22 protein-coding genes are annotated in these 25500 nt (G+C 71.3%); 10 read left to right on the top strand and 12 right to left on the bottom strand.

Translation table 11 applies throughout. The features are described from left to right. Positions 1–92: 92 nt before the first annotated feature. The 3 genes from IGS69_RS15075 to IGS69_RS15085 form a co-directional block, all read right to left on the bottom strand. Entirely contained in the window at positions 93–1061 is a 969-nt protein-coding gene (locus IGS69_RS15075; RefSeq protein ID WP_190900075.1) for an EamA family transporter, read from the bottom strand. Positions 1062–1232: 171 nt separating this feature from the next. Beyond that, positions 1233–2369, bottom strand: coding sequence for a lipid II:glycine glycyltransferase FemX (locus IGS69_RS15080; RefSeq protein ID WP_190900086.1), 1137 nt, complete (start codon positions 2367–2369; stop codon positions 1233–1235). A 375-nt stretch (positions 2370–2744) separates the two neighbouring features. Next, the gene (locus IGS69_RS15085; RefSeq protein ID WP_190900088.1) at positions 2745–5630 is read right to left on the bottom strand and encodes an FAD-binding and (Fe-S)-binding domain-containing protein; all 2886 of its coding nucleotides are present in this window, start codon (positions 5628–5630) and stop codon (positions 2745–2747) included. 74 nt (positions 5631–5704) lie between these two features. On the opposite strand from IGS69_RS15085, the gene serC reads away from it, so the two are divergent. Continuing rightward, complete coding sequence (gene serC, locus IGS69_RS15090) at positions 5705–6823, top strand: phosphoserine transaminase (protein WP_190900091.1); 1119 nt, start codon at positions 5705–5707, stop codon at positions 6821–6823. Positions 6824–6976: 153 nt separating this feature from the next. Here the strand turns inward: serC and IGS69_RS15095 are convergent, their stop codons facing one another. The 3 genes from IGS69_RS15095 to IGS69_RS15105 form a co-directional block, all read right to left on the bottom strand. Beyond that, the gene (locus tag IGS69_RS15095) at positions 6977–8584 is read right to left on the bottom strand and encodes an alpha/beta hydrolase (RefSeq protein ID WP_190900093.1); all 1608 of its coding nucleotides are present in this window, start codon (positions 8582–8584) and stop codon (positions 6977–6979) included. A 415-nt stretch (positions 8585–8999) separates the two neighbouring features. Further along, on the bottom strand, positions 9000–9821 hold the full coding sequence (locus IGS69_RS15100; RefSeq protein WP_190900095.1) for an ABC transporter permease: 822 nt from the start codon (positions 9819–9821) through the stop codon (positions 9000–9002). Continuing rightward, a complete protein-coding gene (locus IGS69_RS15105; protein WP_190900097.1) occupies positions 9818–10777 on the bottom strand; it encodes an ATP-binding cassette domain-containing protein in 960 nt (319 codons plus the stop codon). The genes IGS69_RS15100 and IGS69_RS15105 overlap by 4 nt, the downstream gene beginning before the upstream one ends. Before the next feature lie 109 nt (positions 10778–10886). On the opposite strand from IGS69_RS15105, the gene IGS69_RS15110 reads away from it, so the two are divergent. Further along, positions 10887–11660 carry a TetR/AcrR family transcriptional regulator gene (locus tag IGS69_RS15110; protein ID WP_190900099.1) on the top strand — a complete coding sequence of 258 codons (774 nt, stop codon included), beginning with the start codon at positions 10887–10889 and terminating at the stop codon, positions 11658–11660. A gap of 28 nt (positions 11661–11688) precedes the next feature. Here IGS69_RS15110 and IGS69_RS15115 read toward each other — a convergent pair whose 3' ends face one another. Continuing rightward, on the bottom strand, positions 11689–12663 hold the full coding sequence (locus tag IGS69_RS15115) for a WD40 repeat domain-containing protein (RefSeq protein ID WP_190900101.1): 975 nt from the start codon (positions 12661–12663) through the stop codon (positions 11689–11691). A gap of 123 nt (positions 12664–12786) precedes the next feature. Here IGS69_RS15115 and IGS69_RS15120 point away from each other — a divergent pair, with 123 nt between their 5' ends. Together IGS69_RS15120 and IGS69_RS15125 are read left to right on the top strand one after the other, a co-directional pair. After that, a complete protein-coding gene (locus IGS69_RS15120; RefSeq protein WP_190900103.1) occupies positions 12787–13461 on the top strand; it encodes a GDSL-type esterase/lipase family protein in 675 nt (224 codons plus the stop codon). A gap of 60 nt (positions 13462–13521) precedes the next feature. Then, a complete protein-coding gene (locus IGS69_RS15125; protein ID WP_190900105.1) occupies positions 13522–14514 on the top strand; it encodes an aldo/keto reductase in 993 nt (330 codons plus the stop codon). A gap of 196 nt (positions 14515–14710) precedes the next feature. Here IGS69_RS15125 and thpR read toward each other — a convergent pair whose 3' ends face one another. Then, positions 14711–15283 (bottom strand): RNA 2',3'-cyclic phosphodiesterase, encoded by a 573-nt coding sequence (gene thpR / locus IGS69_RS15130; RefSeq protein ID WP_190900108.1) that lies wholly within the window; start codon positions 15281–15283, stop codon positions 14711–14713. A gap of 25 nt (positions 15284–15308) precedes the next feature. Between thpR and IGS69_RS15135 the strand changes: the two genes are divergently transcribed. Both IGS69_RS15135 and IGS69_RS15140 read left to right on the top strand, forming a co-directional pair. Further along, positions 15309–15830, top strand: coding sequence for a GNAT family N-acetyltransferase (locus IGS69_RS15135; RefSeq protein WP_190900110.1), 522 nt, complete (start codon positions 15309–15311; stop codon positions 15828–15830). 100 nt (positions 15831–15930) lie between these two features. Next, positions 15931–16518 (top strand): Uma2 family endonuclease, encoded by a 588-nt coding sequence (locus IGS69_RS15140; RefSeq protein WP_190900112.1) that lies wholly within the window; start codon positions 15931–15933, stop codon positions 16516–16518. A gap of 17 nt (positions 16519–16535) precedes the next feature. On the opposite strand, the gene IGS69_RS15145 is transcribed toward IGS69_RS15140, so the two are convergent. Continuing rightward, entirely contained in the window at positions 16536–17912 is a 1377-nt protein-coding gene (locus IGS69_RS15145; RefSeq protein ID WP_190900114.1) for an MFS transporter, read from the bottom strand. A gap of 27 nt (positions 17913–17939) precedes the next feature. Continuing rightward, positions 17940–18377 carry a MarR family winged helix-turn-helix transcriptional regulator gene (locus IGS69_RS15150; protein ID WP_190900116.1) on the bottom strand — a complete coding sequence of 146 codons (438 nt, stop codon included), beginning with the start codon at positions 18375–18377 and terminating at the stop codon, positions 17940–17942. A 155-nt stretch (positions 18378–18532) separates the two neighbouring features. Between IGS69_RS15150 and IGS69_RS15155 the strand changes: the two genes are divergently transcribed. Continuing rightward, the gene (locus IGS69_RS15155; protein WP_190900118.1) at positions 18533–18760 is read left to right on the top strand and encodes a ribbon-helix-helix protein, CopG family; all 228 of its coding nucleotides are present in this window, start codon (positions 18533–18535) and stop codon (positions 18758–18760) included. On the opposite strand, the gene IGS69_RS15160 is transcribed toward IGS69_RS15155, so the two are convergent. After that, positions 18730–20181, bottom strand: coding sequence for an NCS2 family permease (locus IGS69_RS15160; protein ID WP_190900120.1), 1452 nt, complete (start codon positions 20179–20181; stop codon positions 18730–18732). The two genes, IGS69_RS15155 and IGS69_RS15160, sit on opposite strands and share 31 nt — an antisense overlap. Positions 20182–20298: 117 nt before the next feature. Between IGS69_RS15160 and IGS69_RS15165 the strand changes: the two genes are divergently transcribed. The 3 genes from IGS69_RS15165 (at position 20299) to IGS69_RS15175 (ending at position 24349) form a co-directional block, all read left to right on the top strand. Beyond that, positions 20299–20574, top strand: coding sequence for a DUF2530 domain-containing protein (locus IGS69_RS15165; RefSeq protein ID WP_190900122.1), 276 nt, complete (start codon positions 20299–20301; stop codon positions 20572–20574). Positions 20575–20956: 382 nt separating this feature from the next. Beyond that, positions 20957–21796, top strand: a complete 840-nt coding sequence (locus IGS69_RS15170; RefSeq protein ID WP_190900123.1) for a class I SAM-dependent methyltransferase — start codon at positions 20957–20959, stop codon at positions 21794–21796. Positions 21797–21955: 159 nt separating this feature from the next. Continuing rightward, positions 21956–24349 (top strand): HAD-IC family P-type ATPase, encoded by a 2394-nt coding sequence (locus IGS69_RS15175; RefSeq protein WP_190900125.1) that lies wholly within the window; start codon positions 21956–21958, stop codon positions 24347–24349. A gap of 29 nt (positions 24350–24378) precedes the next feature. On the opposite strand, the gene IGS69_RS15180 is transcribed toward IGS69_RS15175, so the two are convergent. Continuing rightward, a complete protein-coding gene (locus tag IGS69_RS15180; protein ID WP_190900127.1) occupies positions 24379–25287 on the bottom strand; it encodes a hypothetical protein in 909 nt (302 codons plus the stop codon). Positions 25288–25500: the final 213 nt, after the last annotated feature.

The following is a 25500-nucleotide window of genomic DNA, read 5'->3' on the forward strand; positions in this document are numbered from 1 at the left end:
GCCACATGGTCAGGTCGCCCACAAAGGGGCCGGGCCGGACAGCGGCCGCTCCCCTCGGCGGGCCGGACGGGGCCACTTCGCTCGCGGCCCGCTCAGCCCTCCAGGCCCGTGCTCTCCAGTGCCGCCTGCTTCTTGCGGCCCCGGCCCACCTGGGTGCGCACCGCGCCCATGCTCGCCGCGACGACGAGGGCGATGGCGGCGGCCTCGGCGGCGCTGAGGGCCTGGTCGAGGATGAGGAACCCGGCCGTGGCGGCGATGGCCGGTTCGAGGCTCATCAGGATCGCGAAGGTGGAGGCGGGCAGGCGGCGCAGGGCGAGGAGTTCGAGGGTGTAGGGCAGCACCGAGGAGAGCAGGGCGACCGCCGCGCCCAGGCCCAGCGTCACCGGGTCGAGCAGCTTGGTCCCCGACTCGGCGATGCCCAGGGGCAGGAACAGCACCGCTCCCACCGCCATGGCCAGGGCCAGCCCGTCCGCCTGCGGGAAGCGGCGGCCCGTACGGGCGCTGAAGACGATGTAGGCGGCCCACATGGCGCCCGCACCCAGAGCGAAGGCCGCTCCTGTGGGGTCGAGCCCGCTGAAGCCTCCCCCGCCGAGGAGGAACACACCGGCGAGGGCGAGCGCCGCCCAGACGACGTTGATCGCGCGGCGGGAGGCGAAGACCGAGAGGGCGAGGGGGCCGAGCACCTCCAGCGTGACCGCGGGGCCCAGCGGGATGCGCGCGACGGCCTGGTAGAAGAGGCCGTTCATCGCGGCCATGGTGATGCCGAAGACGACGACCGTGCCCCAGTCGGTGCGCGAGTGGCCGCGCAGCCGCGGGCGGCAGACCAGGAGCAGGACGACGGCCGCGACCAGCAGTCGCAGGGCCACCACCCCGAGGGCGCCCGCCCTGGGCATCAGCGTCACGGCCAGGGCGCCGCCGAACTGCACGGAGATCCCGCCGGCCAGCACCAGGCCCACGGGTCCGAGGGAGCCGAGCCGGCCCGGGCCGGAGCCCGGCGCGGTGCCGTCGGGGGCGGCGGCGGTCGCGGGCTGGGGCGTGGTGACGCTGTCGGGGGTGGTCACGGGCGGTCCTGTGCTCGTCGGCGCTGGGTCGGGGGCTGTGCGTACATCCGCGTGCACTCCATGTACACCCCGATGCACTTGCCAGTCCAGAGTAGTGGACTCGGTCAGGTGCGTAAACACCTTTTACCTCTGTCCCGTCCCGTGAGACACCGGACGCCCCGGCCGGTTTCCTCAGCGGCGCGAGAGGTACAGGTCGAACGCCTTGTAGAGCAGCCGGTTGAGCGGGTAGTCCCATTCGCCGAGGTACTCCACGGCCTCGCCGCCGGTGCCCACCTTGAAGCGGAGCAGGCCCAGCAGATGGCTGGACTCCTCAAGGGTGTCGGTGATGCCGCGCAGGTCGTAGACGGCGGCGCCGAGTTCGTGTGCGTCGGTCATCATGCGCCACTGCACGGCGCTGCTCGGCTGGACCTCGCGGTGGCGGCCGGTGGAGGCGCCGTAGGAGTACCAGACGTGGTCGCCGACGGTCAGCATGGTGGCCGCGGCGAGCACCTCGCCGTCGTGGTAGGCGAGGTAGAGCCGCATCCGGTCGGGGTGTTCGGCGGTGAGCGCGCTCCACATGCGCTGGAAGTACGGCAGCGGGCGGGGGATGAACTGGTCCCGTTCCGCTGTCTCCCTGTACAGCTCGTGGAAGGCCGGCAGGTCCTCCAGGTCGCCGCGGACGACCTTCACCCCGGCCTTCTCCGCCTTCTTGATGTTGCGGCGCCACTGCTGGTTCAGGCCGTTGTGGATGTCCTCCAGCGACCGGCCGGCGAACGGCACCTGGAAGACGTACCGGGGCTGGCCCGCGGCGAAGCCGTCCTCGCCGGAGGCCTCGGACTGCCGCCAGCCCATGCGGCGCAGCGCGTTGGCGACCTGGCCGGCGCGCGGTTCGTACGACGTCGCCCGCACGTCGCGCAGCCGCCGGGCGGCCGGGTCCGCGATCGCCGCCTTGACCACGTCGGCGCTCCAGCGGCGCACCACCACGGGCGGGCCCATGCGCACCGCGAAGGCGCCGCGCCGTCTCAGGTGCGCGAGCATCGGCTCCAGCAGGCGGTCGAGGCCGGGCTCGTGCCAGTCGAGGAGCGGGCCCTCAGGCAGGTACGCGAGGTAGCGCGGCAGCCCGGGCACCCGCGGCCCGGGCAGCGGGCGCAGCAGCACCAGTCCCGCGCCGACGAGCTGCCCGCCGTCGTCGAACCAGCCGAGGCTCTCCGCCTGCCAGTCGGGCTTCACCTCACCCCAGGAGGGCACCTGGGTATGGCTGGCGGAGGGGCGGGCCGTGACGAACGCGAGGTGCTCGTCACGGGTGATCGGCTGGACGCGGACGCTCATGCGCGGGCTCCTTCGAGCAGCGGCCCTCGACGGGCCTCGACTGGTCCCGCGAGCCTAGGAGCGACGTCGACCCTCCCCGGCTCAGACACTCGGGTCCGCCGGCCTCGTGGCCCGAACGCCTCACCCAGGGGCCAGCCCGTTCCACGGCCCGTAGGCCTCACCCACGGTCCGGCCGACGCATAGCCCGCAGGCCTCACCCACAGCCCGCCCGACCCACGGCCCGTATGCCTCACCCACAGCCCGCCCGACCCACGGCCCGTATGCCTCACCCACAGCCCGCCCGACCCACGGCCCGCGCAGGCCTCACTCCCTTTCGTGCCCGACCCCGTGGCCGACGCACCACCCCCCGTCGTGCCCGACCCGCGTCCCGACCCCTCACCCCCCGTCGCGCCCGGGCCCCCCGTCCAGCGCCTCGGCCAGTACCTCCGCCAGGTGTCTGCCCCGCACGCCGGCCAGCTGCTCCAGCTGGGTGCGGCAGGAGTAGCCGTCCGCCAGGACCACCGTGCCGTCCGGGGCGTCCCGTACGGACGGCAGGAGCTGTTCCTCCGCGCAGGCGGCGGACACCTCGAAGTGGCCCTTCTCGAAGCCGAAGTTTCCCGCGAGGCCGCAGCAGCCGCCGCTCAGTTCGCCGGTGAGCAGGGCCGCGTCCCGCAGCCGGCGGTCGGCGGCGTCGCCGAGCACCGCGTGCTGGTGGCAGTGGGTCTGCCCGGCCACCGGGCGGTCGACGCGCGGCGGGGTCCAGCCGGGCGCGTGGCGCTCCAGCGTCTCCGCGAAGGTGAGGACCTTCGCGGCGAGCCGGGCCGCGCGCGGGTCGTCGTGCAGCAGCTCGGGGACGTCCGTGCGCAGGGCCGCGGCGCAGCTCGGCTCCAGGACGACGACCGGGGCGTCGGTCTCCAGCACCGGCTCCATCAGGTCGAGCGTGCGGCGCATGACGGCCCGGGCCCGGTCCAGCTGCCCCGTCGACACATACGTCAGCCCGCAGCAGACCCGGCCCCGGCCGCGCAGCAGGGACAGCGGGTCGAGGGCGACCGTCCTGCCGTCGCCCACCGGCGGTTTCTCCAGCCGCACCGTCGGTGGCAACGCCACCCGCAGCCCGGCCGCCTCCAGCACCCGCGCGGCCGCCTGCCCCACGGCCGGCGAGAGGTGCTCGGTGAAGGTGTCGGGCCACAGGACGACCACCTCGCCCCGGGCGTCCGGGCGCCGCGCGGGCCGCCGCTCCCACCACCCGCTGAACGTCCGCGTCGCCACCCGCGGAATTCCCCGCTCGGGCGCGAGGCCGCCCAGTCGTTTCGCCGCCCAGGCCAGGGGCGGTATCGCGGACAGCGCGTTGACCAGCCGTGCCGTGTGCGTGCGGGACACCGCGCGGAGCCACTCCGGCAGACGGCCCAGGGCGTGGTGCGCGGCGGGCCTGCGCCGGCCGGCGTAGTGCCGGTGCAGGAACTCCGCCTTGTAGGTGGCCATGTCGACCCCGACCGGGCAGTCCGACCGGCAGCCCTTGCAGGACAGGCACAGGTCCAGCGCGTCCCGGACCTCCTCCGAGCGCCAGCCGTCCGTCACCACCTCACCGGCGAGCATCTCGTGCAGCAGCCGGGCACGACCGCGCGTGGAGTGCTCCTCCGCGCCCGTCGCCCGGAAGGACGGGCACATGACGCCCGAGCCGGACACCGACGTCGTACGGCACTTGGCGACGCCCACGCAGCGCCGCACCGCCGCCGAGAAGTCGCCGCCGTCGGCGGGGTAGCCGAAGGCCACGTCGACCGGTTCGCGGGGCAGGACGGAGAAGCGCAGGCCGCTGTCCAGGGGCGCGGGGCGCACGAGCATCCCGGGGTTGAGCAGATCGTCGGGATCCCACACGCCCTTGACCCGCTCGAACAGGCCGACCATCTCGGCGCCGTACATCCTCGGCAGCAGTTCCGCCCGCGCCTGCCCGTCGCCGTGCTCCCCGGACAGCGACCCGCCGTGCGCCGCCACCAGGTCCGCGAGCTCCTCCGAGAAGCGGCGGAAACGGGCGACGCCGGGTGCCGTGAGCAGGTCGAAGTCGATACGGACGTGGATGCAGCCGTCCCCGAAGTGCCCGTAGGGCGTGCCGCGCAGCCCGTGCGCCGCCATCAGCGCACGGAAGTCCCGCAGATACGCCCCGAGCCTGGCGGGCGGCACCGCGCAGTCCTCCCAGCCCGGCCACGCCTCGGTGCCGTCCGGCATGCGGGTCGCCGTACCGCTCGCGTCCTCCCGGATCCGCCACAGCGCCCGCTGCCCGGCCGGGTCGGTGACCACGAGCGCGTCCAGGACGTCGGCGGCCCGCACGATCGCCTCCGCACGCGCGCGGGCCTCGCCCGCCGACTCCCCGCCGGTCTCGACGAACAGCCAGGCCCCGCCCCGCGGCAGTTCGGCCGTGGACGGCACCAGGTCCGCCGCCATGCCCTCCACCGTGAGCGGCCCGAAGGGCAGCAGCCCGGCCGCCGCCTCGGCCGCCGCGCTCTCGTCGGCGTACGCCAGCACGGCCAGCGCACGCGCGCGTGGCGCCTCCACGAGGCCTACGACCGCCTCCGTCAGCACCCCGAGCGTGCCCTCGGAGCCGCAGAAGGAGCGGGCCACGTCGGCGCCGTTCTCCGGCAGCAGGGCGTCCAGCGCGTATCCGGAGATGCGGCGGGGCAGCTCCGGGAAGCCGGTGCGCAACCGGGCGAGTTCCCCCTCGGCCAGTTCTCGCAGCCCGTCCGGCGCCCCGGCCCAGTCCCGCCCGAGCCGCAGCCGCCCGCCCCGCGCGGTGACGACGTCCAGTTCTCGCACGCTGTCCGCGGTCGTCCCCCACGCCACGGAGTGCGAGCCGCACGAGTTGTTGCCGATCATGCCGCCGAGCGTGCAGCGGCCGTGGGTGGAGGGGTCGGGGCCGAAGCGCAGGCCGTGCGGGGCGGCGGCCTCCTGGAGCCGGTCCAGCACCAGCCCCGGCTGCACCACGGCCGTCCGCGCCTCGGGGTCCAGGTCGACCAGCCGGTTCATGTGCCGGGTGAAGTCCAGGACGACGCCCGTGCCGGTGGCCTGCCCGGCGATGGAGGTGCCTCCGCCGCGGGCGACGACGGGCACGCCGTGCTCCCGGCAGACCGCCAGGACGGCGGCCACGTCGTCGGCGTCCACCGGGGCGACGACCCCGCGGGGCACCCGCCGGTAGTTGGACGCGTCCATGGTGACCAGCGCCCTGGAGGTGACATCGAACCCGACCTCGCCGCGGACTGCCCCGCGAAGCTCTGCCTCAAGATTCGCCATGCCCCCACTCAACACCGTCTCACCCGACGGACGACGTTTCGCCCACGTTTCCGGAAACGGCTACGCTCCCCTCCGTGGCTGAGATCCGGATTCCCGCTGACATCAAGCCCGCCGACGGACGTTTCGGCGCGGGCCCCTCCAAGGTGCGGACGGAAGCGCTGGACGCGCTGGCCGCGACCGGCACCTCCCTCATGGGCACCTCCCACCGCCAGGCCCCCGTCAAGAACCTGGTCGGCCAGGTGCGCGAAGGCATCAGTGAGCTGTTCCAGCTCCCCGACGGCTACGAGGTGATCCTCGGCAACGGCGGCTCGACCGCGTTCTGGGACGTCGCGACGCACGGCCTGATCGAGAACAAGTCGCAGCACCTGAACTTCGGCGAGTTCTCCTCGAAGTTCGCCAAGGCCGCCAAGCTGGCCCCCTGGCTGGCCGAGCCGGACGTCATCGCCTCGGACCCGGGCACCCACCCCGAGGCGGCCGCCCAGGCGGGCGTGGACGTCTACGCGTTCACCCACAACGAGACGTCGACCGGTGTCGCCATGCCGATCAAGCGCGTGGCCGGTGCCGACGAGGGCGCCCTGGTGCTCGTGGACGCCACCTCCGGCGCCGGCGGCCTGCCCGTCGACGTCAGCGAGACCGACGTCTACTACTTCGCCCCGCAGAAGTCCTTCGCCTCCGACGGCGGCCTGTGGATCGGCGTCTTCTCCCCGGCCGCGATCGAGCGCGCGGAGCGCGTTCACGCGTCCGGCCGTCACGTCCCGGAGTTCTTCTCGCTGCCGACGGCGATCGACAACTCCCGCAAGAACCAGACGTACAACACCCCGGCGCTCGCCACCCTCTTCCTGCTGAACCAGCAGCTGGAGTGGATCAACGGCCAGGGCGGCCTGGACTGGGCGGTCCGGCGCACGGCGACCTCCGCCCGCACGCTGTACGGCTGGGCCGAGGACATCAAGTACGCCAACCCGTTCGTCACGGACCCGGCCAAGCGCTCGCAGGTCATCGGCACGATCGACTTCACGGACGAGGTCGACGCCGCCGCCGTGGCCAAGGTGCTGCGCGCCAACGGCATCGTCGATACCGAGCCCTACCGCAAGCTCGGCCGCAACCAGCTGCGCGTCGCGATGTTCCCGGCGATCGACCCGGCGGACGTCGAGGCGCTCACGAAGTGCGTCGACTACGTGATCGAGAAGCTCTGACCTTCTCGCGTGCGTGACCGAGGGGCGCCCCGCTCGTGCGGGGCGCCCCTCTTGTTCATGCGCTCCCCCATGGCCGCACAGCCTAGGGGCGCCCGGCGCACAGCACCGGACGCCCCCTGTCGTCCCCTCAGGTCTGCGGGGTCAGCGAGGCGCTCAGCGCCCGGACCCCAGGATCCCGCGCAGGCTGTCACCGACCGCCGCGACGGCCGGCTGCGTCGCGCCCGTCGCCTTCTGCGCCGCCGGCTGCGGCTTGGGGTCGGGGTTCTTCTTGCACACCGCGTCGGCCACACCGCTGCCGTGCGGGACCTTGCCGCTGGTGAGGTACGTCGCGAGGTGCTTGTCCAGGCAGGCGTTGCCGCTCAGCGTGATGCCGTGGTTGCCGCCGCCCTGCTCCACCACCAGGCTGGAGCCCTTCAGCAGCCGGTGCATGGTCACACCGCCCTGGTAGGGAGTGGCCGCGTCGTCCGTCGCCTGGAACAGCAGCACCGGCGGGAGCTTGGTGTTGGCGACGTTCACCGGCTTCAGCGTCTTCGTCGGCCAGAACGCGCACGGCGCGTTGTACCAGGCGTTGTTCCACGCCATGAACGGCGCCTTCTCGTAGACCGCCCAGTTGTCCTTGCGCCACTGCTTCCAGTCACGCGGCCAGGACGCGTCACGGCACTGCACGGCGGTGTAGACGCTGTAGCCGTTGTCGCCGGAGGCGTCGATCGCCGCGATGTTGTCGTAGGCCTTGACCAGCGCCGCGGTGTCGTGGTTGTTGACGTACGCGGCGAAGGTCTGGGCGAGCGTGGGCCAGTAGGCGTTGTTGTAGCCGCCGGGTATGAAGATGTCCTCCAGCTCGGAGGCGCCCACCTTGCCGCCGGCCGGCTTCTTGGCCAGGGCCGCCCGCATGGCGTACCACTTGGCCTCGATCTTCTTCGGGTTCGTGCCGAGCTTGTACGTGGAGTCGTATGTGGCGATCCACGCCATGAGCGCCTTGTGGCGCTTGTCGAAGGCGTAGTCCTGCTGGATGTTGTCGTCGTACCAGACACCGGTCGGGTCGACGATCGAGTCCAGCACCAGGCGCCGCACCCGCTCGGGGAACAGCTTGGCGTAGACGGAGCCGAGGTAGGTGCCGTACGAGTAGCCGAAGTAGTTGATCTTCGACGCGCCGAGGCCCTTGCGGATCGAGTCCATGTCCTTCACGGCACTGACCGTGTCGATGTACGGCAGGACGTCCGCGTACTTGGTGCCGCAGGCCTTGGCGAAGGCTTTGGCACGGTCGAGGTTGGCCTTCTCCAGCGCCGGGGTGCTCGGCACGGAGTCGGGACGCACGGGGTCGAAGTGGCCCGGCTTGCAGTCCAGGGCGGGCTGGCTCTCGCCCACGCCGCGCGGGTCGAAGCCGATGACGTCGTACTGGGCTGCGACGGCCTTGGGCAGGGAGGACGCGACGAACTCGGCCAGGGACAGGCCGCTTCCGCCGGGGCCGCCGGGGTTGACGAGCAGCGGGCCCTGGGACTTCGGCGCGGTGTGCGGCACGCGGGAGAGAGCCAGCGTGATCTGCTTCCCTCGCGGCTTCGCGTAGTCGAGCGGCACCTTGACCGACCCGCACTGGAGCGTCGGGGTGTCGTCCGTCGCGCACTTCTTCCAGGTGATCTTCGCGGCGGCGGTCGTCAGGGCAGTGGTCGCGGATGGCGACGCGCTGGCGTTGGCGGGGACGGCGGTGAGTGTCCCGGCCAGGACGACCGTGGCGCCGCACAGTACGGCTGCGCTTCTTCTCATGGAGTTCTCTCGCAACGGTAAGGGGGGTCGCGCCCGCGAGTGACGCGGGCCGTGCCGCATCGTTTCGGAAGAGCGCACCGCGTATGTACGAATTCGAGCAAGACTTGACCAAATCGAGGCACAGCCAGCTCCCAGGAAGCCCCCGGAAACGGGGTGTTCCGGCAATTCCGGACAGGCGGATCAGGCCGTCGGGCCGGGCAGCGGGCGCCCGGCGAACACCGGGCGCCCGCCCCGCCTCACTCCGTCCTCACGCAGCCGCGCAAATCACCCTCGGCACGGCCCCGCCCCCGGGCGCACCGCCCAGGCCGAAGCTCGCCGAACCGCCCCCCGGCACACTCCCGTTGTGCACCGCGTTCACAACTGACGCAGCCTGGGCACGCCATGGCTCTGGGAGGTGTTGCCGGGGCCGGGACGGCTATCGGCTCAGCTTCCGGAACCGCCGTACGGCCAGCGGCAGGAAGATCGCCGTCAGGATCACCGGCCACACTCCGGCCATCAGCAACGCGTGCTGCTCCACCCAGGAGTCGCCGCCCCCGACCGGCGTCCCGAACAGCTCGCGGGTCGCCGCCGCCGTGGAGGAGATCGGGTTCCAGGCCGCCACCCAGCCCAGCCAGTCGGGCATGAGCTGGGGCGCGACGAAGATGCTGGAGATCATCGTCAGCGGGAAGGCGACCGCGAACAGGCCGCCCGCCGCCTCCGGGTTGGGCACCAGCAGGCCGAGCCACACGCCGATCCAGATCAGCGCGAACCGCAGCCACAGCAGGAGAGCGAACGCGGCGAGGAAACCGAGGCCGCCGTCCGGACGCCAGCCCATCGCCAGGGCCGTCAGCATCATGATGGCCAACTCGGCGCAGGCGACGATCAGATCGGTGACCCCGCGCCCGGCCACGACTGCCGAGGACGCCATCGGCATGGAGCGGAAGCGGTCGATGACGCCCTTGGTGGAGTCGTAGACCACGACGGTCGCGGTGTTGATGAAGCCGAAGGCCATGGTCATCACGAACATCCCGGGCATCAGGAAGTCCTTGTAGTCCCCGCCGCCCGGCACCGTCATCGCGCTGCCGAAGACATAGCCGTAGAGCAGCACCGACAGGATCGGGAAGCCCAGCTGCCAGGCGATGTTGACCGGCTGGCGCTGGTAGTGGGTCAGGCCGCGGCGGACGATGTTCCAGCAGTCGGCGAGCAGCCAGTACGTGCCGCTCCGGCGGCTCGGGGTGGTCAGGTCGGTGACGCTCATGCCGCGGACTCCTTCTCGGTGCGGTGTCCGGTCAGGCGCAGGAACACGTCGTCGAGGCTCGGCCTGCGCAGCCCGATGTCCTCGACGCGGACGCCCTCGTCCTGAAGGGTCCGTGCGACCTCGGTGAGGGCGGTGACCCGGTCCGCGACCGGGGCGTGCACCCGCAACTCGGTCTCGTCCGCCTCCGGTTCGCCGTCCGTGACCCGGGCGACGACCTTCACCACCCGCGGGATCTCGGACCGCTCGGCGACCACGACCTCGATGCGGTCGCCGCCGACCAGGTTCTTCAGGCCGTCCGGGGTGTCGTCGGCGATGGAGCGCCCCTGGTCGATGACGGTGATGCGCGAGGCCAGCTTGTCGGCCTCCTCCAGGTACTGCGTGGTCAGCAGCACGGTCGTGCCGCTCGCCACCAACGCCCGTACGGACTCCCAGACTTCGCCCCGGCTGCGGGGGTCGAGACCGGTCGTCGGCTCGTCGAGGAACAGGACGGCCGGGGCGAGGATCATCGACGCGGCGAGGTCGAGGCGGCGCCGCATGCCGCCGCTGTACTTGCCGACGCCCTTGTCGGCGGCGTCGGTCAGGTCGAACTGCTCCAGCAGCTCGGTCGCCCGGAGCCGGGCCCGCTTGCCGCCCAGGTGGAACAGGCGGCCGAACATCTCCAGGTTCTGCCGGCCGGTGAGCACCTCGTCAACCGCCGCGTACTGGCCGGTGAGGCCGATCCGGGCCCGCACCTCACGCGCCTGCCGGGCGACGTCGAGGCCGGCGACCGTCGCACTGCCCCCGTCCAGCCGGACCAGCGTGGACAGGATGCGGACGGCGGTGGTCTTGCCCGCGCCGTTCGGCCCGAGCAGGCCGTGCACCGTGCCCTCGCGCACCTCCAGGTCGAAGCCGTCGAGGGCGCGTTTCTCGCCGTACCTCTTCTCCAGCGCCTCGGCGCGTACCGCGTATCCGTCCATGGCGTCCCCTCCCGTACCGCCCGTGCCACCTCGGCACCGAACTGAGTACACCGTACCCGATTGCGCGTACGCCGTACCCAGTTTTTTGCGTGGCACCTAAGCTGGCCCCATGATGAGCGGGACGAGTGGCACGGGCGGTACGGAGACCAGCGGCAGCGGCGACATCGCCCGCACCCTGGAACTGCTGTGGGAGACCGGCCGCCGCCCCAGCCGGGGTCCCAAACCGACCCTGACGCTGGACCGGATCGTGGAAGCGGCCATCCAGGTGGCGGACACCGAGGGGCTGGAAGGCCTCTCCATGCGCCGCGTCGCCGCGGAGCTGGGCACCGGCACCATGTCGCTGTACCGATACGTGCCCGGCAAGGGCGAGCTGCTCGACCTGATGCTGGACCGGGTGCAGCGCCCCTCCGAGAACCCGGCCGACCTCGCCGACGACGGCTGGCGGGCGGCCCTGGAGGCACTGGGCCGCGCCACCCTCGCCCTCTACCGCCGCCACCCCTGGCTGCTCCAGGTCAACCAGACCCGCCCGATCCTCGGCCCGAGCGCCCTCGACGGGATGGAGAAGGTCCTCACCCGGATCCGCCCGATGGGGCTGACCGACCCCGAACTGGTCTCCGCGATCATCATGATCGACGGATACGTCGTCGGGGCCGCGCGCACGCAGCTCTACGAGCAGGAGGCGGAGCGCCGGACGGGCCTGACGGACGCAGAGTTCTGGCAGGCGCAGGTGCCGGCCCTGGAGAAGGCCATGACCTCGGGCCGCTACCCGGTGCTGGCGTCCCTCTCCGAGGACGCCTTCGGCTCGGACTTCGACCACTTCGAGTTCGGACTGCAGCGGATCCTGGACGGGTTGGAGGTGCTGGTGAACGCCCGCAGGGCCTAGAAGCGGGGGGCGGCCCCGCCGCGGGGCGCTACCCCCGCCGCCTCATCCCCCGCACCCCCAGGACGACCACCAGCAAAACCCCCGCGGCGATCGCACCCGTCTTGAGAGTGCCGGTCAGACCGTCTCCGCCGCTCTCGGACGCCGCCGAACTCCCGCTGCCGGAGGAGGAGTCGGAGTCCCCGCCCCCCGGGGCGTCCTGGGGCTCCACCGGGCTGTCCGCGCCCTCGGCGCCGTACATCAGCTTCTTGCCGTCCGCGGTGTACGTGACAGACTCGCCCTGCCCGAGGAACGGCACGCCGAGACGTTCCCTCTTCTTGACCTTCCCGCCGTTCCAGTCGTACGCGATCGCGCCGAAGTAGCTGCGTACGACGAGGTGTTCGCCGTCCGGGGAGAGCGTGGCGTCGGTGGCCTCCAGGTCGGGGACCGCGGCGACCGGGCGGAAGACGTTGGAGCCGGACGGGGAGAGCTCCGCCGGGCCCTCGAAGAGGTGCCCGCCCTTCTCGTTCTTGTCGACGATGTAGACACGGCCGGTCTTCGGGTGCACGACCAGGGACTCGGCGTCCCGCGCGCCGCCGGAGTACTTCACCACGTACTGCGTGGCCTTGATCGTCTGGTCGCGCAGGTTCTTCGGCTCGGGCAGCCGGTAGATCCAGACGTAGGGCCAGGTGCCGCCGAGGTTGTCGCCGATGTCACCGACGTAGAGCTGGTTGTCCGGGCCGATGGAGATGGCCTCGACGTCGCGCGGGCTGCCGACGCCGGACATGGTGATCGTGGCGACCGTCTCGCCCGTCGAGCTGTCGACGGCGTAGAGGTACGCCCCGTCGTCGCTGTCGTTGTGCGTCCAGTAGATGCCGGGGTGCTGCCGCGAGGCCGCCAGGCCGCTGGACTCGGTGATGCGCGGGTCCTTGATCGTGAACTTCTCGTCGCCGTCGGCGGCGGAGGCGGGCACGGCGAGGGCACCCGTGAGGAGGGCCGCGGCGAGAAGGGCGAACGGTCTGCGCATGCCCCAAGCCTGCCATCCGGCCCGGCGGTTCACCGGCGTAATGGATCACTGGGCCGGCGGCGGGACGTGGGGCGTGTCCCGGCTCACACCCCGTCGGCCGCCGAGATCGTTCATCATGAGCGGATGCTCAGGTTCATGCCCGTCGGTGACTCCATGACGATCGGGAGCACGGGCGAACACACATGGCGCTACCGGCTGTGGCAGCACCTGTGCCGTTCCTACGCCGGTCCCTGCACGCTCGTCGGCCCGCGCGAGACGCTCTACGACAAGCTCGCCGACGCCCCGGTGTCGTACGCCTACGCCGAACCGGACTTCCCGCGCTCCCACCTGGCCGGCTGGGGCGAGGGCTGGCAGCACATGGCGCCGCTGATCGGCGACGCGGTGCGGTCCTGCCGCGCGGACGTGCTGCTGGTCTCCCTGGGCCTGATCGACCTGGGCTTCTACACGAACGCCGAGCAGACCGCCGAGAACGTCCGGGCCTTCACGGCCGAGGCCCGGGCGGCGAACCGCCGGGTGCGGATGGTCTGGCTGCCGGTCACCCCGAACGTGCGCGCCCAGTCGGACGCGGCCTTCGCCGGCGAGGTCACCCGCTTCAACGAACTCCTCGCCAAGACGGCCGCCGACCTCGACGAACCCGGCTCCCCCGTCCTCCTGGCCTCACCCCCGCCCGCGTACGACGTCGCCACCGACACCTACGACGGCACCCACCCCAACGCCAGCGGCGAGCACAAGATCGCGGCGGCCTTCGCGGCGGCGATGCACCAGGGCTGGGACCTGGCCGGCCCCTACGAGGGCTAGGGCCTGTCGCCCCGGTACGTGCTTGCCTGGAGCGCACTCCAAGACGTTGGCTTGGACACCATGAAGTACACGCAGCTCGGACGCACGGGACTCAAGGTCAGCCGGCTCGTCCTCGGCACCATGAACTTCGGCCCGCAGACCGACGAGGCCGACAGCCACGCCATCATGGACGCGGCGCTGGACGCGGGCATCAACTTCTTCGACACCGCCAACGTCTATGGCTGGGGCGAGAACAAGGGCCGTACCGAAAGCATCATCGGCAACTGGTTCGCCAAGGGTGAGGGACGGCGCGACAAGGTCGTCCTCGCCACGAAGGTGTACGGCAACATGGGCGCCGACGGCCCGGCCTGGCCCAACCACGACAAGCTCTCCGCGGTCAACATCCGGCGGGCCGTGGACGCCAGCCTGAAGCGGCTCCAGACGGACCACATCGACGTCTACCAGTTCCACCACGTCGACCGGAACACCCCCTTCGACGAGATCTGGCAGGCGATCGACGTCCTGGTCCAGCAGGGCAAGATCCTCTACGTCGGATCGTCGAACTTCCCCGGCTACAAGATCGCCCAGGCCAACGAGATCGCCGCCCGGCGCGGCGGGACCATCGGCCTGGTCAGCGAGCAGTGCCTGTACAACCTCGCCGAGCGGCGCGCCGAGATGGAGATCATCCCGGCTTCGCAGGAGTACGGGCTGGGCGTCATCCCGTGGTCGCCGCTGCACGGCGGTCTGCTGGGCGGTGTCCTCAAGAAGGAGGTCGAGGGCGGCCGCCGCGCCTCCGGCCGCGCGGCCGACGCACTCGCCGACCCCGCCACCCGCGCACAGATCCAGTCCTACGAGGACCTGCTCGACAAGCACGGCATCGAGCCCGGTGAGGCCGCCCTGGCCTGGCTGCTCACCCGCCCCGGCGTGACCGGCCCGATCGTCGGCCCGCGCACCGCGGAACAGCTCGCCTCCGCCGTCCGCGCGTCCGAGCTGGACCTCTCCGAGGACCTCCTGACCGCCCTGGACGAGATCTTCCCGGGCCCGGGCCCGAGCCCGGAGGCTTTTGCCTGGTAGGCGCCTGTCAGGGGCGCGGGGAACTGCGCGACCGGCCCCCACCGGCCCGCAGCCGGAGAACGGCCGTCAGCCGCAGTTCCCTCGCCGCCCCCTGCCCTACTTCCCGATCACGGAAGCGAGGGCGACGACGAGAAACATCAGCACGAGCACACCGGCCATGATCCGGTTGCGGGTTTTCGGGTCCACGGCATCGAGCCTAACCGGCGCCCCCGAGTGCCCAGCGCCCGACCGCCTCGTACCGGGGCTGCTCCCCGGGGACCCCGGACGTCGGCAGACTGCTCCGTACCAGGCAGAGCTCCCGCACCGTCCAGGTCCGGCCCGTGAAGCCCGCGAGGGTGTCCAGGAAGGCCCGCACGTCCCCCGCCGCCCGGTTCCGCGCCACGGTCAGATGGGCCTTGTACCGCCGGTGCTCCCCCATCGGCACCCCCGCCTTGCGCGCCGCCGCCTCGGCCCGCTCGGCCAGCAGCCGCAGGGCCGCCAGGTCCCCCTCGGCCCCGGCCCACAGCGCCTTCCCGTGCCCGAACTGCCCACCACCCCGTACGGCCAGCGGAAACGGCTCGGTACGGCGCGCGGCCCGCTCCAGCCGCTCCGACAGCGCGGGGACGAGCGCGTCGTCGACCTCGCCGTAGAAGGCGAGCGTGAAGTGCCAGCCGGGCCGGCCGGTCCAGCGCATGCCGTCGGCACCGGGCTGCCTGCGCAACTCGTCGACCACGGCGCCGAGTTCACGGCACACTTCGTCCGGGGGCAGCAGGGCAGCGAAGAGTCTCATGGGGCCAGCCTGGCACCATGGGCCGATGCGGATCACCATCCGGGACGGCGGGCCCGACGACATTCCCTCGATACTCGGCATGCTCGACAGCTGCGTGGAGTGGCTGGTCTCCCAGGGGCGCACGGGGCAGTGGGGGACGAAGCCGCTGTCGCGGAGCCCGAAGACGGTGGAGTCGGTCGGCCGGTACATGGCGGAGGGCAGCGTGTTCATGGCCGACGTCGACGGCGTCCCCGCCGGCACCCTCACCCTCACCGGCTCGGCGGGCGCCTACCTGTCCCACCTCCCGCAGCCCGGCGAACCCGAGCGCTACATCCACTGGCTGGCCTCCGACCGCCGCTTCAAGGGCCACGGCGTCGGCAGCGCCCTCCTCGCGCACGCCGCCGAGGAGACCCGCCGCGCCGGCGTCTCCCTCCTCCGCGTCGACTGCTACGCCGGCGACGACGGCAAACTCGTCCGCTACTACGAGTCCAACGGCTTCACCCGCACGGAGGCCTTCACGGTCGGCGAGAACACCTGGCCGGGGCAGCTGCTGGCGCGGAGGGTGTAGGCACGGGTCCCGCGGACCCGGGCGTGTCCTGGTCACCGTACGTATCGTTGTACTGCTCGGCCGGATTCATCCACGGGTGCGGCCGGGGAGGAGCGCCACGATGACCGTCCTTGACGACAGGATCGAGATGGCCGAAAGCAGCGGCGAACTCACCCTCGACATGATGTTCGAGTGGGTGGAGACGATGCCCGTCCCCGAGGGTTACAAGGTCGAGATCGTCGGGGGGAACATCTTCATGGCGCCTCAGCGGGACACCCACTGGGACATCATCGCGGACATCTACGACCAGCTGCGCAGCAAGTATCCGCGCAAGCGCGTGAAGTCCGACGTCCGTGTCGACTACCCGGGCCACCTCAACGGCTTCGCCTCCGACATCACCGTGATGGCGGAGAACTCGACGAAGAACGCCAAGGGCCTGTGGCGCTACCAGGACGTCGAGTTCGTCGCCGAGGTGATCTCCAGGAAGACCGGCGCCAACGACTACGGCCCCAAGAAGGACGCCTACGCCGCCGCCGGTGTGCCGGTGTACCTGATCGTGGATCCGTACACCGGCCGCTGGCATCTGCACACCAAGCCCAAGGACGGCGAGTACCGGGGCGAGCTGAGCCTCGACTTCGGGGACGAGATCGACCTGACGGGCACCGCGGTCGGGCTCGTCCTCGAGACCGGCGAGTTCCCCCGGGACTGACACCGCACTACCCCGCACTACGCCGCCGGAGCCAGCGCCTCCTGCTGCTCCCGGGGCACGAACCGCACCCGGGGATGTCCGCCGTGCCAGCCCACCGACAGCCGTAGGTTGCCGACCCGGGCCAGGACCAGGCCGATGACGGCCGCGGCGAGTGCCGCCACCGCGCCGCCGGCCGCGAGGCCGACCCGGGCGCCGTAGGTGTCGGTGACCCAGCCGACGATCGGGGCGCCGACCGGCGAGCCGCCGAGGAAGATCATCATGTAGAGAGCCATGACCCGGCCGCGCATGGCGGGGTCCGTGGACATCTGGATGCTGGTGTTCGTGGTGACGTTGACCGTCATGCCGAACAGCCCCAGCGGGACCATGAGCAGGGCGAACATCCACAGCGTGGGGGTCGTCGCCGCCACGATCTCCAGGGCGCCGAAGGCCATGGCCGCCACGATCAGCAGCCGCAGCCGGGCCGTGCCCCGCCGCGCCGCGAGCAGCGCGCCCGCGACCGAGCCGACCGCCATCAGCGTGTTGAACATGCTGTACGCGCCCGCCCCGGCGTGGAACACGTCGTCCGCGAACGCCGAGAGGTACACGGGGAAGTTGAAGGCGAACGTGCCGACGAAACCGACCAGGACGATCGGCCAGATCAGCTCCGGGCGGCCGGTGACGTACCGCACGCCCTCCCGCAGCTGCCCCTTGCCGCGCGGGGCGCGCTCCACGACGTGCAGCTCACGGGCGCGCATCAGCAGCAGGCCGGTGAGCGGCGCGATGAAGGACAGGCCGTTGAAAAGGAAGGCGTAGCCGGTGCCGACGCCGGTGATGAGTATGCCCGCGACGGCGGGGCCGACCAGGCGGGCGGACTGGAAGTTCGCCGAGTTCAGGCTGACGGCGTTCTGCAGCTGCCCCGGGCCGACCAGCTCGGAGACGAAGGACTGCCGGGCCGGGTTGTCCACGACGGTGGCGAGACCGACCGCGAAGGCGGCAACGTAGACGTGCCACACCTGGACGTGCCCGGTGAGGGTGAGGACGGCCAGGGCGATCGCCGTGAGCGCCATCGACGACTGCGTCACGAGCAGCGTGGGCCGCTTGCGCAGCCGGTCGACGAGGACACCGCCGTAGAGGCCGAACAGCAGCATCGGCAGGAACTGCAGGGCGGTGGTGATGCCGACGGCGGCGGCGGAGCCGGTGAGGCTGAGCACCAGCCAGTCCTGGGCGATGCGCTGCATCCAGGTGCCGATGTTGGAGACGACCTGCCCCATGAAGAACAGGCGGTAGTTCCGCACCGAGAGGGAGGAGAACATCGAGGACTTGCGGGCGGGCCGGGCGGCGGGTGCGTCGGAGGTGGGCGGGGAATCGTGGGGGTCAGGTGCGGGGGCGGAAGCTGCTCCGGGTCCCGAACTCAAAGGGTTCGCCTCCTTGCGACCTACTGATTACAGATGCGCGAGCTTCTCCAGCACGGGGGCGGCGGCGCGCAGTTTCGCCCACTCGTCCTCGTCGAGGTTCTCCACCAGCGTGGCCAGGAACGCGTTCCGCTTGGCGCGGCTCTCCTCGAGCATGGCCTCGGCCTGCTCGGTGCGCGTGACGACCTTCTGGCGCCGGTCCTCGGGGTGCGGCTCCAGCCGGACCAGCCCCTTGGCCTCCAGCAGCGCCACGATGCGGGTCATCGACGGCGGCTGGACGTGCTCCTTGCGGGCGAGCTCGCCCGGCGTGGCCTTGCCGCACAGCGACAGGGTGCCCAGCACCGACATCTCGGTGGGGCTGAGCGATTCGTCGACCCGCTGGTGCTTGAGCCGACGGGACAGCCGCATCACTGCGGAGCGGAGGGAGTTCACGGCGGCTACGTCGTCGCCATGGCTGAGGTCCGGCATGTTCTTTAGCGTAACTCATTACTCTCGCTAAAGACCAGTGGGAACGCGCAGGAACGGCCGTGACCCCCGCCACTGAACCGTGACATCACTCATATGGGTGACGTCACGGCGAAACCACGCCCACCGCACCGAAGGCTGCCGCGACCCTCATGCCCATGGGGACCAGCGTGCTCAGCCTGCGAATAGACCACGACCTGCTCGAACGGCTCAGGCACCATGCCGCGAAAAGGGGAATGAGCGTCCAGGACTATGTCGTCCGGACGCTCATTCGAGATGACTTCGACCAGCGGTTCCAGGCCGCGGTGGAGGAGACGGAGAGGTTCTACGGCTCACCCGACTCCGGTGACGAGGATCAGGTCAGACCCAGCGCCGGCATCAGGTAGTAGAACGCGAACACCGCCGACACCACGTACATCGCCACCGGCACCTCCCGGCCCCGTCCGGCCGCCAGCCGCAGCACCGCGAAGGTGATGAAGCCCATGCCGATGCCGTTGGTGATCGAGTAGGTGAACGGCATCATCACCATCGTCACGAAGGCCGGGATCGCGATCGTGTAGTCGGCCCAGTCGATCTCCTTGACCGACCCGGCCATGATCAGGAAGCCGACCGCGACCAGCGCGGGGGTCGCCGCCTGGGACGGGACCATGGTGGCGACCGGCGTCAGGAAGAGCGCGACGGCGAAGAGGCCACCGGTGACGACGTTCGCCAGACCGGTCCGGGCACCCTCGCCGACACCCGCCGTGGACTCCACGAAGGCGGTCGTCGCGGAGGAGGAGCTGGCGCCACCGGCGGCGACCGCGAGGCCGTCGACGAACAGCACCCGGTTGATGCCGGGCATCTGCCCCTCGCCGTCGGTCAGCTTCGCCTCGTCGGAGACGCCCATGATCGTGCCCATCGCGTCGAAGAAGCACGACAGCAGCACGGTGAAGACGAAGAGCACGCCGGTCAGCACACCGACCTTGCCGAAGCCGCCGAACAGGCTGACCTGCCCGATCAGCCCGAAGTCCGGGCTCGCGACCGGGTTGCCGGGCCACGTGGGCGTGGTCAGGCCCCAGCTCGGCACCTTGGCCACCGCGTTGATGATCACGGCGAGGGCCGTCATGGCGACGATCGAGATCAGGATCGCGCCGGAGACCTTGCGCACGATCAGCGCGAAGGTCAGCAGCACGCCGAGCACGAAGACCAGCACCGGCCAGCCGTTCAGGTGACCGTCACCGCCCAGCTGGAGCGGGACGGTGGTCTGGGCGGCGTCCGGGATCCGGGAGACGAAGCCCGCGTCCACGAGCCCGATCAGCATGATGAACAGGCCGATGCCGATGGAGATGGCCTTGCGCAGCCCGAAGGGCACGGCGTTCATGACGCGCTCGCGCAGTCCGGTGGCGACCAGCAGCATGACCAGGAACCCGGCGAGGACCACCATGCCCATCGCGTCCGGCCAGGACATGCGCGGGGCGAGCTGGAGGGCGACGACGGAGTTCACGCCGAGACCGGCGGCCAGGGCGATCGGGACGTTGCCGATGACGCCCATGAGGAGGGTGGTCAGCGCGGCGGTGAGGGCCGTCGCGGTGACCAGCTGCCCGTTGTCGAGCTGGTGACCGTACATGTCCTTGGCACTGCCGAGGATGATCGGGTTCAGCACGATGATGTAGGCCATCGCGAAGAAGGTGGCGAGACCGCCGCGGACCTCACGGGGCAGGGTGCTGCCCCGCTCGGAGATCCGGAAGAAGCGGTCGAGTGCGCCGAACATGGGCCCGGCTCCCGGCTGCTGAGGGGCGGGGGCCTTGGCGGGAGCCGAGGAGGACATGTTTTGGTGTTTCCTACGAAGAGAAGTGGTCAGACACAAACCGTTTCAGTATGAACATATAAGGCCCCGATCGGCCATCTCCGCGCGTAGACCTGATCGCCTCGTAAGCTGTTCCCCATGGCGAAATGGACCCCCAGACACGAGGCGCCGGAGCCCCTTGAGGGCCCCGTGGTCGCCACCATCACCGGCGGCACCATCCTGTGGTTCGTCCTCTTCCTGGTCCAGCTCCCCTTCTACGGCTGGTTCGACGAACACGGCCACACCTGGTGGGTGTGGACATGCCTGGCCGGCGGCGGCCTCGGCCTGATCGGCATCTGGTACGTCCGCAAGCGCGACGCCGCGATCAAGCGCGCGGCGGTGCAGGACCCGACGGCGACTCGCGCGGCCCAGTAGGCGGAACCGAGCCACGACGCGCCCGCACCCGCGTACGGCGAGAAGGGGCCGTGTCGGGGGGTGTCCGCCCGCAGCGGTTGGCGCGTCAACGCCAGTCAGTCGGTATGAAGCTCCATCGCGCCGTTCCGAGGACGGACACCCCCCGGCGCGGCCCCGACCCCCACCCCACGCGAAGGCGAAACGAACACCCCACGCGAAGGCGAACCGGACACCCCACGCGAAGGCGAACCGAACGCGCACCCCCACCCGGCGTCGCGCGAAGCACAGCCCCGCACCCTCCGACGAGACACCCGCCCGCCCCCTCCCTACGCTCAGGAGATGGCGGCGAAACGCTCGAAACCGTCGGCGCGAAACCGCCGTCCGACCGGTGAGGAGCGCAGCGATGACGATGCAGAACAGCGTGACCGAGGCCGACCGCGCCCTGAAGACCAAGCACCGGGCGATGTGGGCCCAGGGCGACTACCCCTCCCTGGCCGCCGAGGTCATCCCCGAGCTCGGATCGGTCCTGGTCGAAGCGTGCGGAGTGCGCTCCGGCCAGCGGGTGCTGGACGTGGCCGCCGGCTCCGGGAACGCCGCGATCCCCGCGGCCCTGGCCGGCGCGGACGTGGTGGCCTCCGACCTCACGCCGGAGCTGTTCGAGGCCGGCCGGGCGGCGGCCGAGCAGCAGGGCGCGCACCTCACCTGGCAGGAGGCCGACGCCGAGGCCCTGCCGTTCGGCGACGCCGAGTTCGACACCGTGCTGTCCTGCGTCGGCGTGATGTTCGCCCCGCACCACCAGCAGGCCGCGGATGAACTCGTCCGGGTCTGCCGTCCCGGCGGCACCATCGGGCTGCTGAACTGGACGCCCCAGGGCTTCATCGGCCGGATGTTCGCCGCGATGAAGCCGTACGCGCCCCCGCCCGGCGCGCAGCCGCCCCCGCTGTGGGGGGACGAGGACCATGTGCGCGCCCTCCTCGGCGACCGGGTCACGGACGTCCGCGCCGAGCGCCGCACGGTCCGGGTCGACCGCTTCGAGACGCCCGAGGCGTTCCGCGACTACTTCAAGGAGCGCTACGGCCCGACCATCAGCGTCTACAAGAACATCGCCGACGACCCCGAACGCGTCGCGGCCCTGGATGCCGCCCTGGTGGACCTCGCCCGCGACGGCGACCTGGGCACGGGCTCGGGCGGAACGGTCCTGGAGTGGGAGTACCTGCTGCTCACCGCCCGCCGGGCGGACTGACACCGGGACGCGGAACCGGGGCCTGGCACCGGGACGTGGCACCGGGGCCCGGCGGCCTACAACTGCCGTACGACCACGGCACGAAGTCCGTCCTTCCCAGGTCGGATCTTCGCCGCATTCAGCGGGTGAACCGGCAAATCCGCACGTACCGTCGGATGCATGACGCATCTCGACGCGGGTGCCCGGCCCGACTCCGCGCGGCCGGCGACGGTCACCTCCCGCGAGACCGGCCTGACCGCCGCTCAGGTCGCCGAACGGGTGGCGCGCGGGCAGCGCAACGACGTGCCGGTGCGCAGCAGCCGCTCCACCGCCGACATCGTCCGCGCGAACGTCTTCACCCGCTTCAACGCGATCATCGGCGTGCTGTGGCTGATCATGCTGGTGGTCGCGCCGATCCAGGACAGCCTGTTCGGGTTCGTGATCCTCGCCAACACCGGCATCGGGATCGTCCAGGAGTGGCGGGCGAAGAAGACGCTGGACTCGCTCGCGCTGATCGGCGAGGTCAGGCCGACCGTGCGGCGCGACGGGACCGCCGCGCAGGTCAGCACGTCCGAGATCGTGCTGGACGACCTGATCGAGATCGGGCCCGGGGACAAGGTCGTCGTCGACGGTGTCTGCGTCGAGGCGGACGGGCTGGAGATCGACGAGTCGCTGCTCACCGGTGAGGCCGACCCGGTCGTCAAGCAGCCCGGCGGCCACGTCATGTCGGGCAGCTTCGTGGTGGCGGGCGGCGGGGCCTTCCAGGCGACGAAGGTCGGCCGTGAGGCCTACGCCGCCCAGCTCGCCGAGGAGGCCTCGCGCTTCACCCTCGTCCAGTCCGAGCTGCGGTCGGGCATCTCGACCATCCTCAAGTACGTCACGTGGATGATGGTCCCGACCGCGATCGGCCTGATCATCAGCCAGCTGGTCGTGAAGGAGAACGCCTTCGACGACTCCGTCGCCCGCACGGTCGGCGGCATCGTCCCGATGGTCCCCGAGGGGCTGGTCCTGCTCACCTCGGTCGCCTTCGCCATCGGTGTGATCCGCCTGGGCCGCAAGCAGTGCCTGGTGCAGGAGCTGCCCGCGATCGAGGGGCTCGCCCGGGTCGACACGGTCTGCCTGGACAAGACCGGCACCCTCACCGAGGGCGGCATGGACGTCACCGAACTGCGGTCGCTTAAGGGCGCCGACGAGACCTACGTACGGAAGGTGCTCGGCGCGCTCGGCGAGTCGGACCCGCGGCCGAACGCGTCCCTGAAGGCGATCATCGACGCCTACCCCGCCGTCGACGGCTGGCGCTGCACCGAGGCCCTGCCGTTCTCCTCCGCCCGCAAGTACAGCGGCGCCGCGCTCAGCGAGGGCGACGGGCAGACCGGCCGGTGGCTGCTGGGCGCGCCCGACGTACTGCTCGCGGACGACGATCCGGCCCTGGCCGAGACCGGGCGGCTGAACGAGCAGGGCCTCAGGGTGCTGCTGCTGGTGCGGGTCGCGCGGGACCTGGACGATCCGGAGGTGACCAGGGGGGCGAAGCCCACCGCCCTGGTCGTGCTGGAGCAGCGGCTGCGGCCGGACGCCGCGGACACGCTGCGCTACTTCGCCGACCAGAACGTGCGGGCCAAGGTCATCTCCGGCGACAACGCGGTGTCGGTCGGGGCGGTCGCCGCCAAGCTCGGGCTGTCCGGCACGACCGTGGACGCGCGCCGGCTGCCCGCCGAGCAGGACGGCATGGCCGACGCCCTCGACGACGGCACGGTGTTCGGGCGGGTCACCCCGCAGCAGAAGCGGACCATGGTGGGGGCGTTGCAGTCCCGCGGGCACACGGTCGCCATGACGGGCGACGGGGTGAACGACGTCCTCGCCCTGAAGGACGCCGACATCGGCGTGGCGATGGGCTCCGGCTCGGAGGCGACCCGGGCGGTGGCGCAGATCGTGCTGCTGAACAACAGCTTCGCGACGCTGCCGTCGGTGGTCGCCGAGGGGCGGCGGGTCATCGGCAACATCACGCGGGTGGCCACGCTGTTCCTCGTCAAGACGGTCTACTCGGTGCTGCTGGCCGTCCTGGTGGTCTGCTCGCAGGTGGAGTACCCGTTCCTGCCGCGCCATCTGACCCTGTTGTCGACGCTGACCATCGGCATCCCGGCGTTCTTCCTCGCGCTCGCCCCCAACAAGGAGCGCGCGAGGCCGAATTTCGTACGGCGGGTCATGCGGTACGCGATCCCGGGCGGGGTCGTGGCGGCGCTGGCGACGTTCGCGACGTATCTGCTCGCCCGGGAGCACTACACGGGGCCCGGGGCGCTGGACGCGGAGACCAGCGCGGCGACGCTCACGCTGTTCCTGATCTCGATGTGGGTGCTGGCGATCATCGCCCGGCCCTACACGTGGTGGCGGATCGCGCTGGTGGCGTCCATGGCCGGGGCGTTCGTGCTGGTGCTGGTCGTGCCGTGGTTGCAGCACTTCTTCGCGCTGAAGCTGGTGGGGGTGACGATGCCGTGGACCGCCGTCGGCATCGCGGCGGTGGCGGCGGCCACCCTGGAACTCCTGTGGAGGTGGGTGGACCGCCGCTTTCCCGCTTAGCGTGGAGCGGGGGTGGAGCGGGGGGCGCTCTACTTCACGTCGACGAAGTCACCCGTGGCGTTGACGGCCGGGGTGGTCGTGGTGCCCGCGAAGGAGTAGCGGAAGTAGCCGTCCGTCGAGGCCGTGACGGTGGTCTTCAGCTCGCCCGTGGAGTTGGACTTGATGGTCTTCACGGTGGTGTAGGTGTTGGAGCTCTTCTTGCGGAACTGCAGCTTCACCGACTGGTTGGTATAGCCGTGGTACTTGTTGTCGTCCCAGTTGGCGCGCGACAGCTTGCCGGTGACCGTGATGGTCTTGCCCTTCTTCACCGGCTCCGGCGAGGCGTTGACCGTCAGCTTCGAGTAGCGCTGGAGCTTGAAGGAGTTCGTCGGGTCCTTCAGCGCGACACCGACGTTGTCCAGGTTCGGGTCCTCGGGGTCCTCGCCGTTGAACGCGACCGCGAACGCGGCCGCCTTCCAGGAGCCGGCGTCCTCGTTCAGCAGCGCGAACGGGTCGATCTCGACGGTGGCCTTGCAGCTCGCGACGGTCGCGGACGAGTCCGTGCAGGTCGCGTCGTTGCTGTCGAAGAAGAAGATCGCCTCCTCGAACGAGGCACCGCGGTACAGCTCGACGCCCGCGAAGAAGTCCGCGGCGTGGATGTTCACTTCCTTGCCGTGGGTCAGCGTGAAGGACACGGGGACCTTGACCACGTTGGTGGTGCCGACGGCGATGTTCTTGCCGTTGTTGACCTTGACCGAGGAGAAGGTCGCGTTCAGGACGGTCGGCTCGCCGTCCACGGCGCCGACGTAGGCCGAGCGGCCCGAGTCGGCGTGGACGACCTCGCTGGCGGCGGCGATGTCCGCGGGAACCTTCGGCTCCGTGGCCTGCGCGGCCGGCACGGCGAGGGCGGAGAGGGCCAGGGCGCCGGTGACGGCGGCCACGGTGGCTCGGATACGCATGCGTTCTCCAGGTGGAGAGGGGCCCCGGTGCTCGTCGTCGGCTCTCGGGACCCAAGTGATCGTGGAGTCTGTTGACTCAGGTGATCAGATTCCTCAGCCATACGGATGGTTGTACGACGGGTGAAAAATATGTGCGGAATCCTTCACGAGCGGTCGCACGGCGCCGCCGACTCGGTCGCGCATCACCGCCGGCTCGGTCGCACATCACCGCCG

Source organism: Streptomyces tuirus, from assembly GCF_014701095.1.
In the GTDB taxonomy this organism is placed as follows: Bacteria; Actinomycetota; Actinomycetes; order Streptomycetales; family Streptomycetaceae; genus Streptomyces; species Streptomyces tuirus.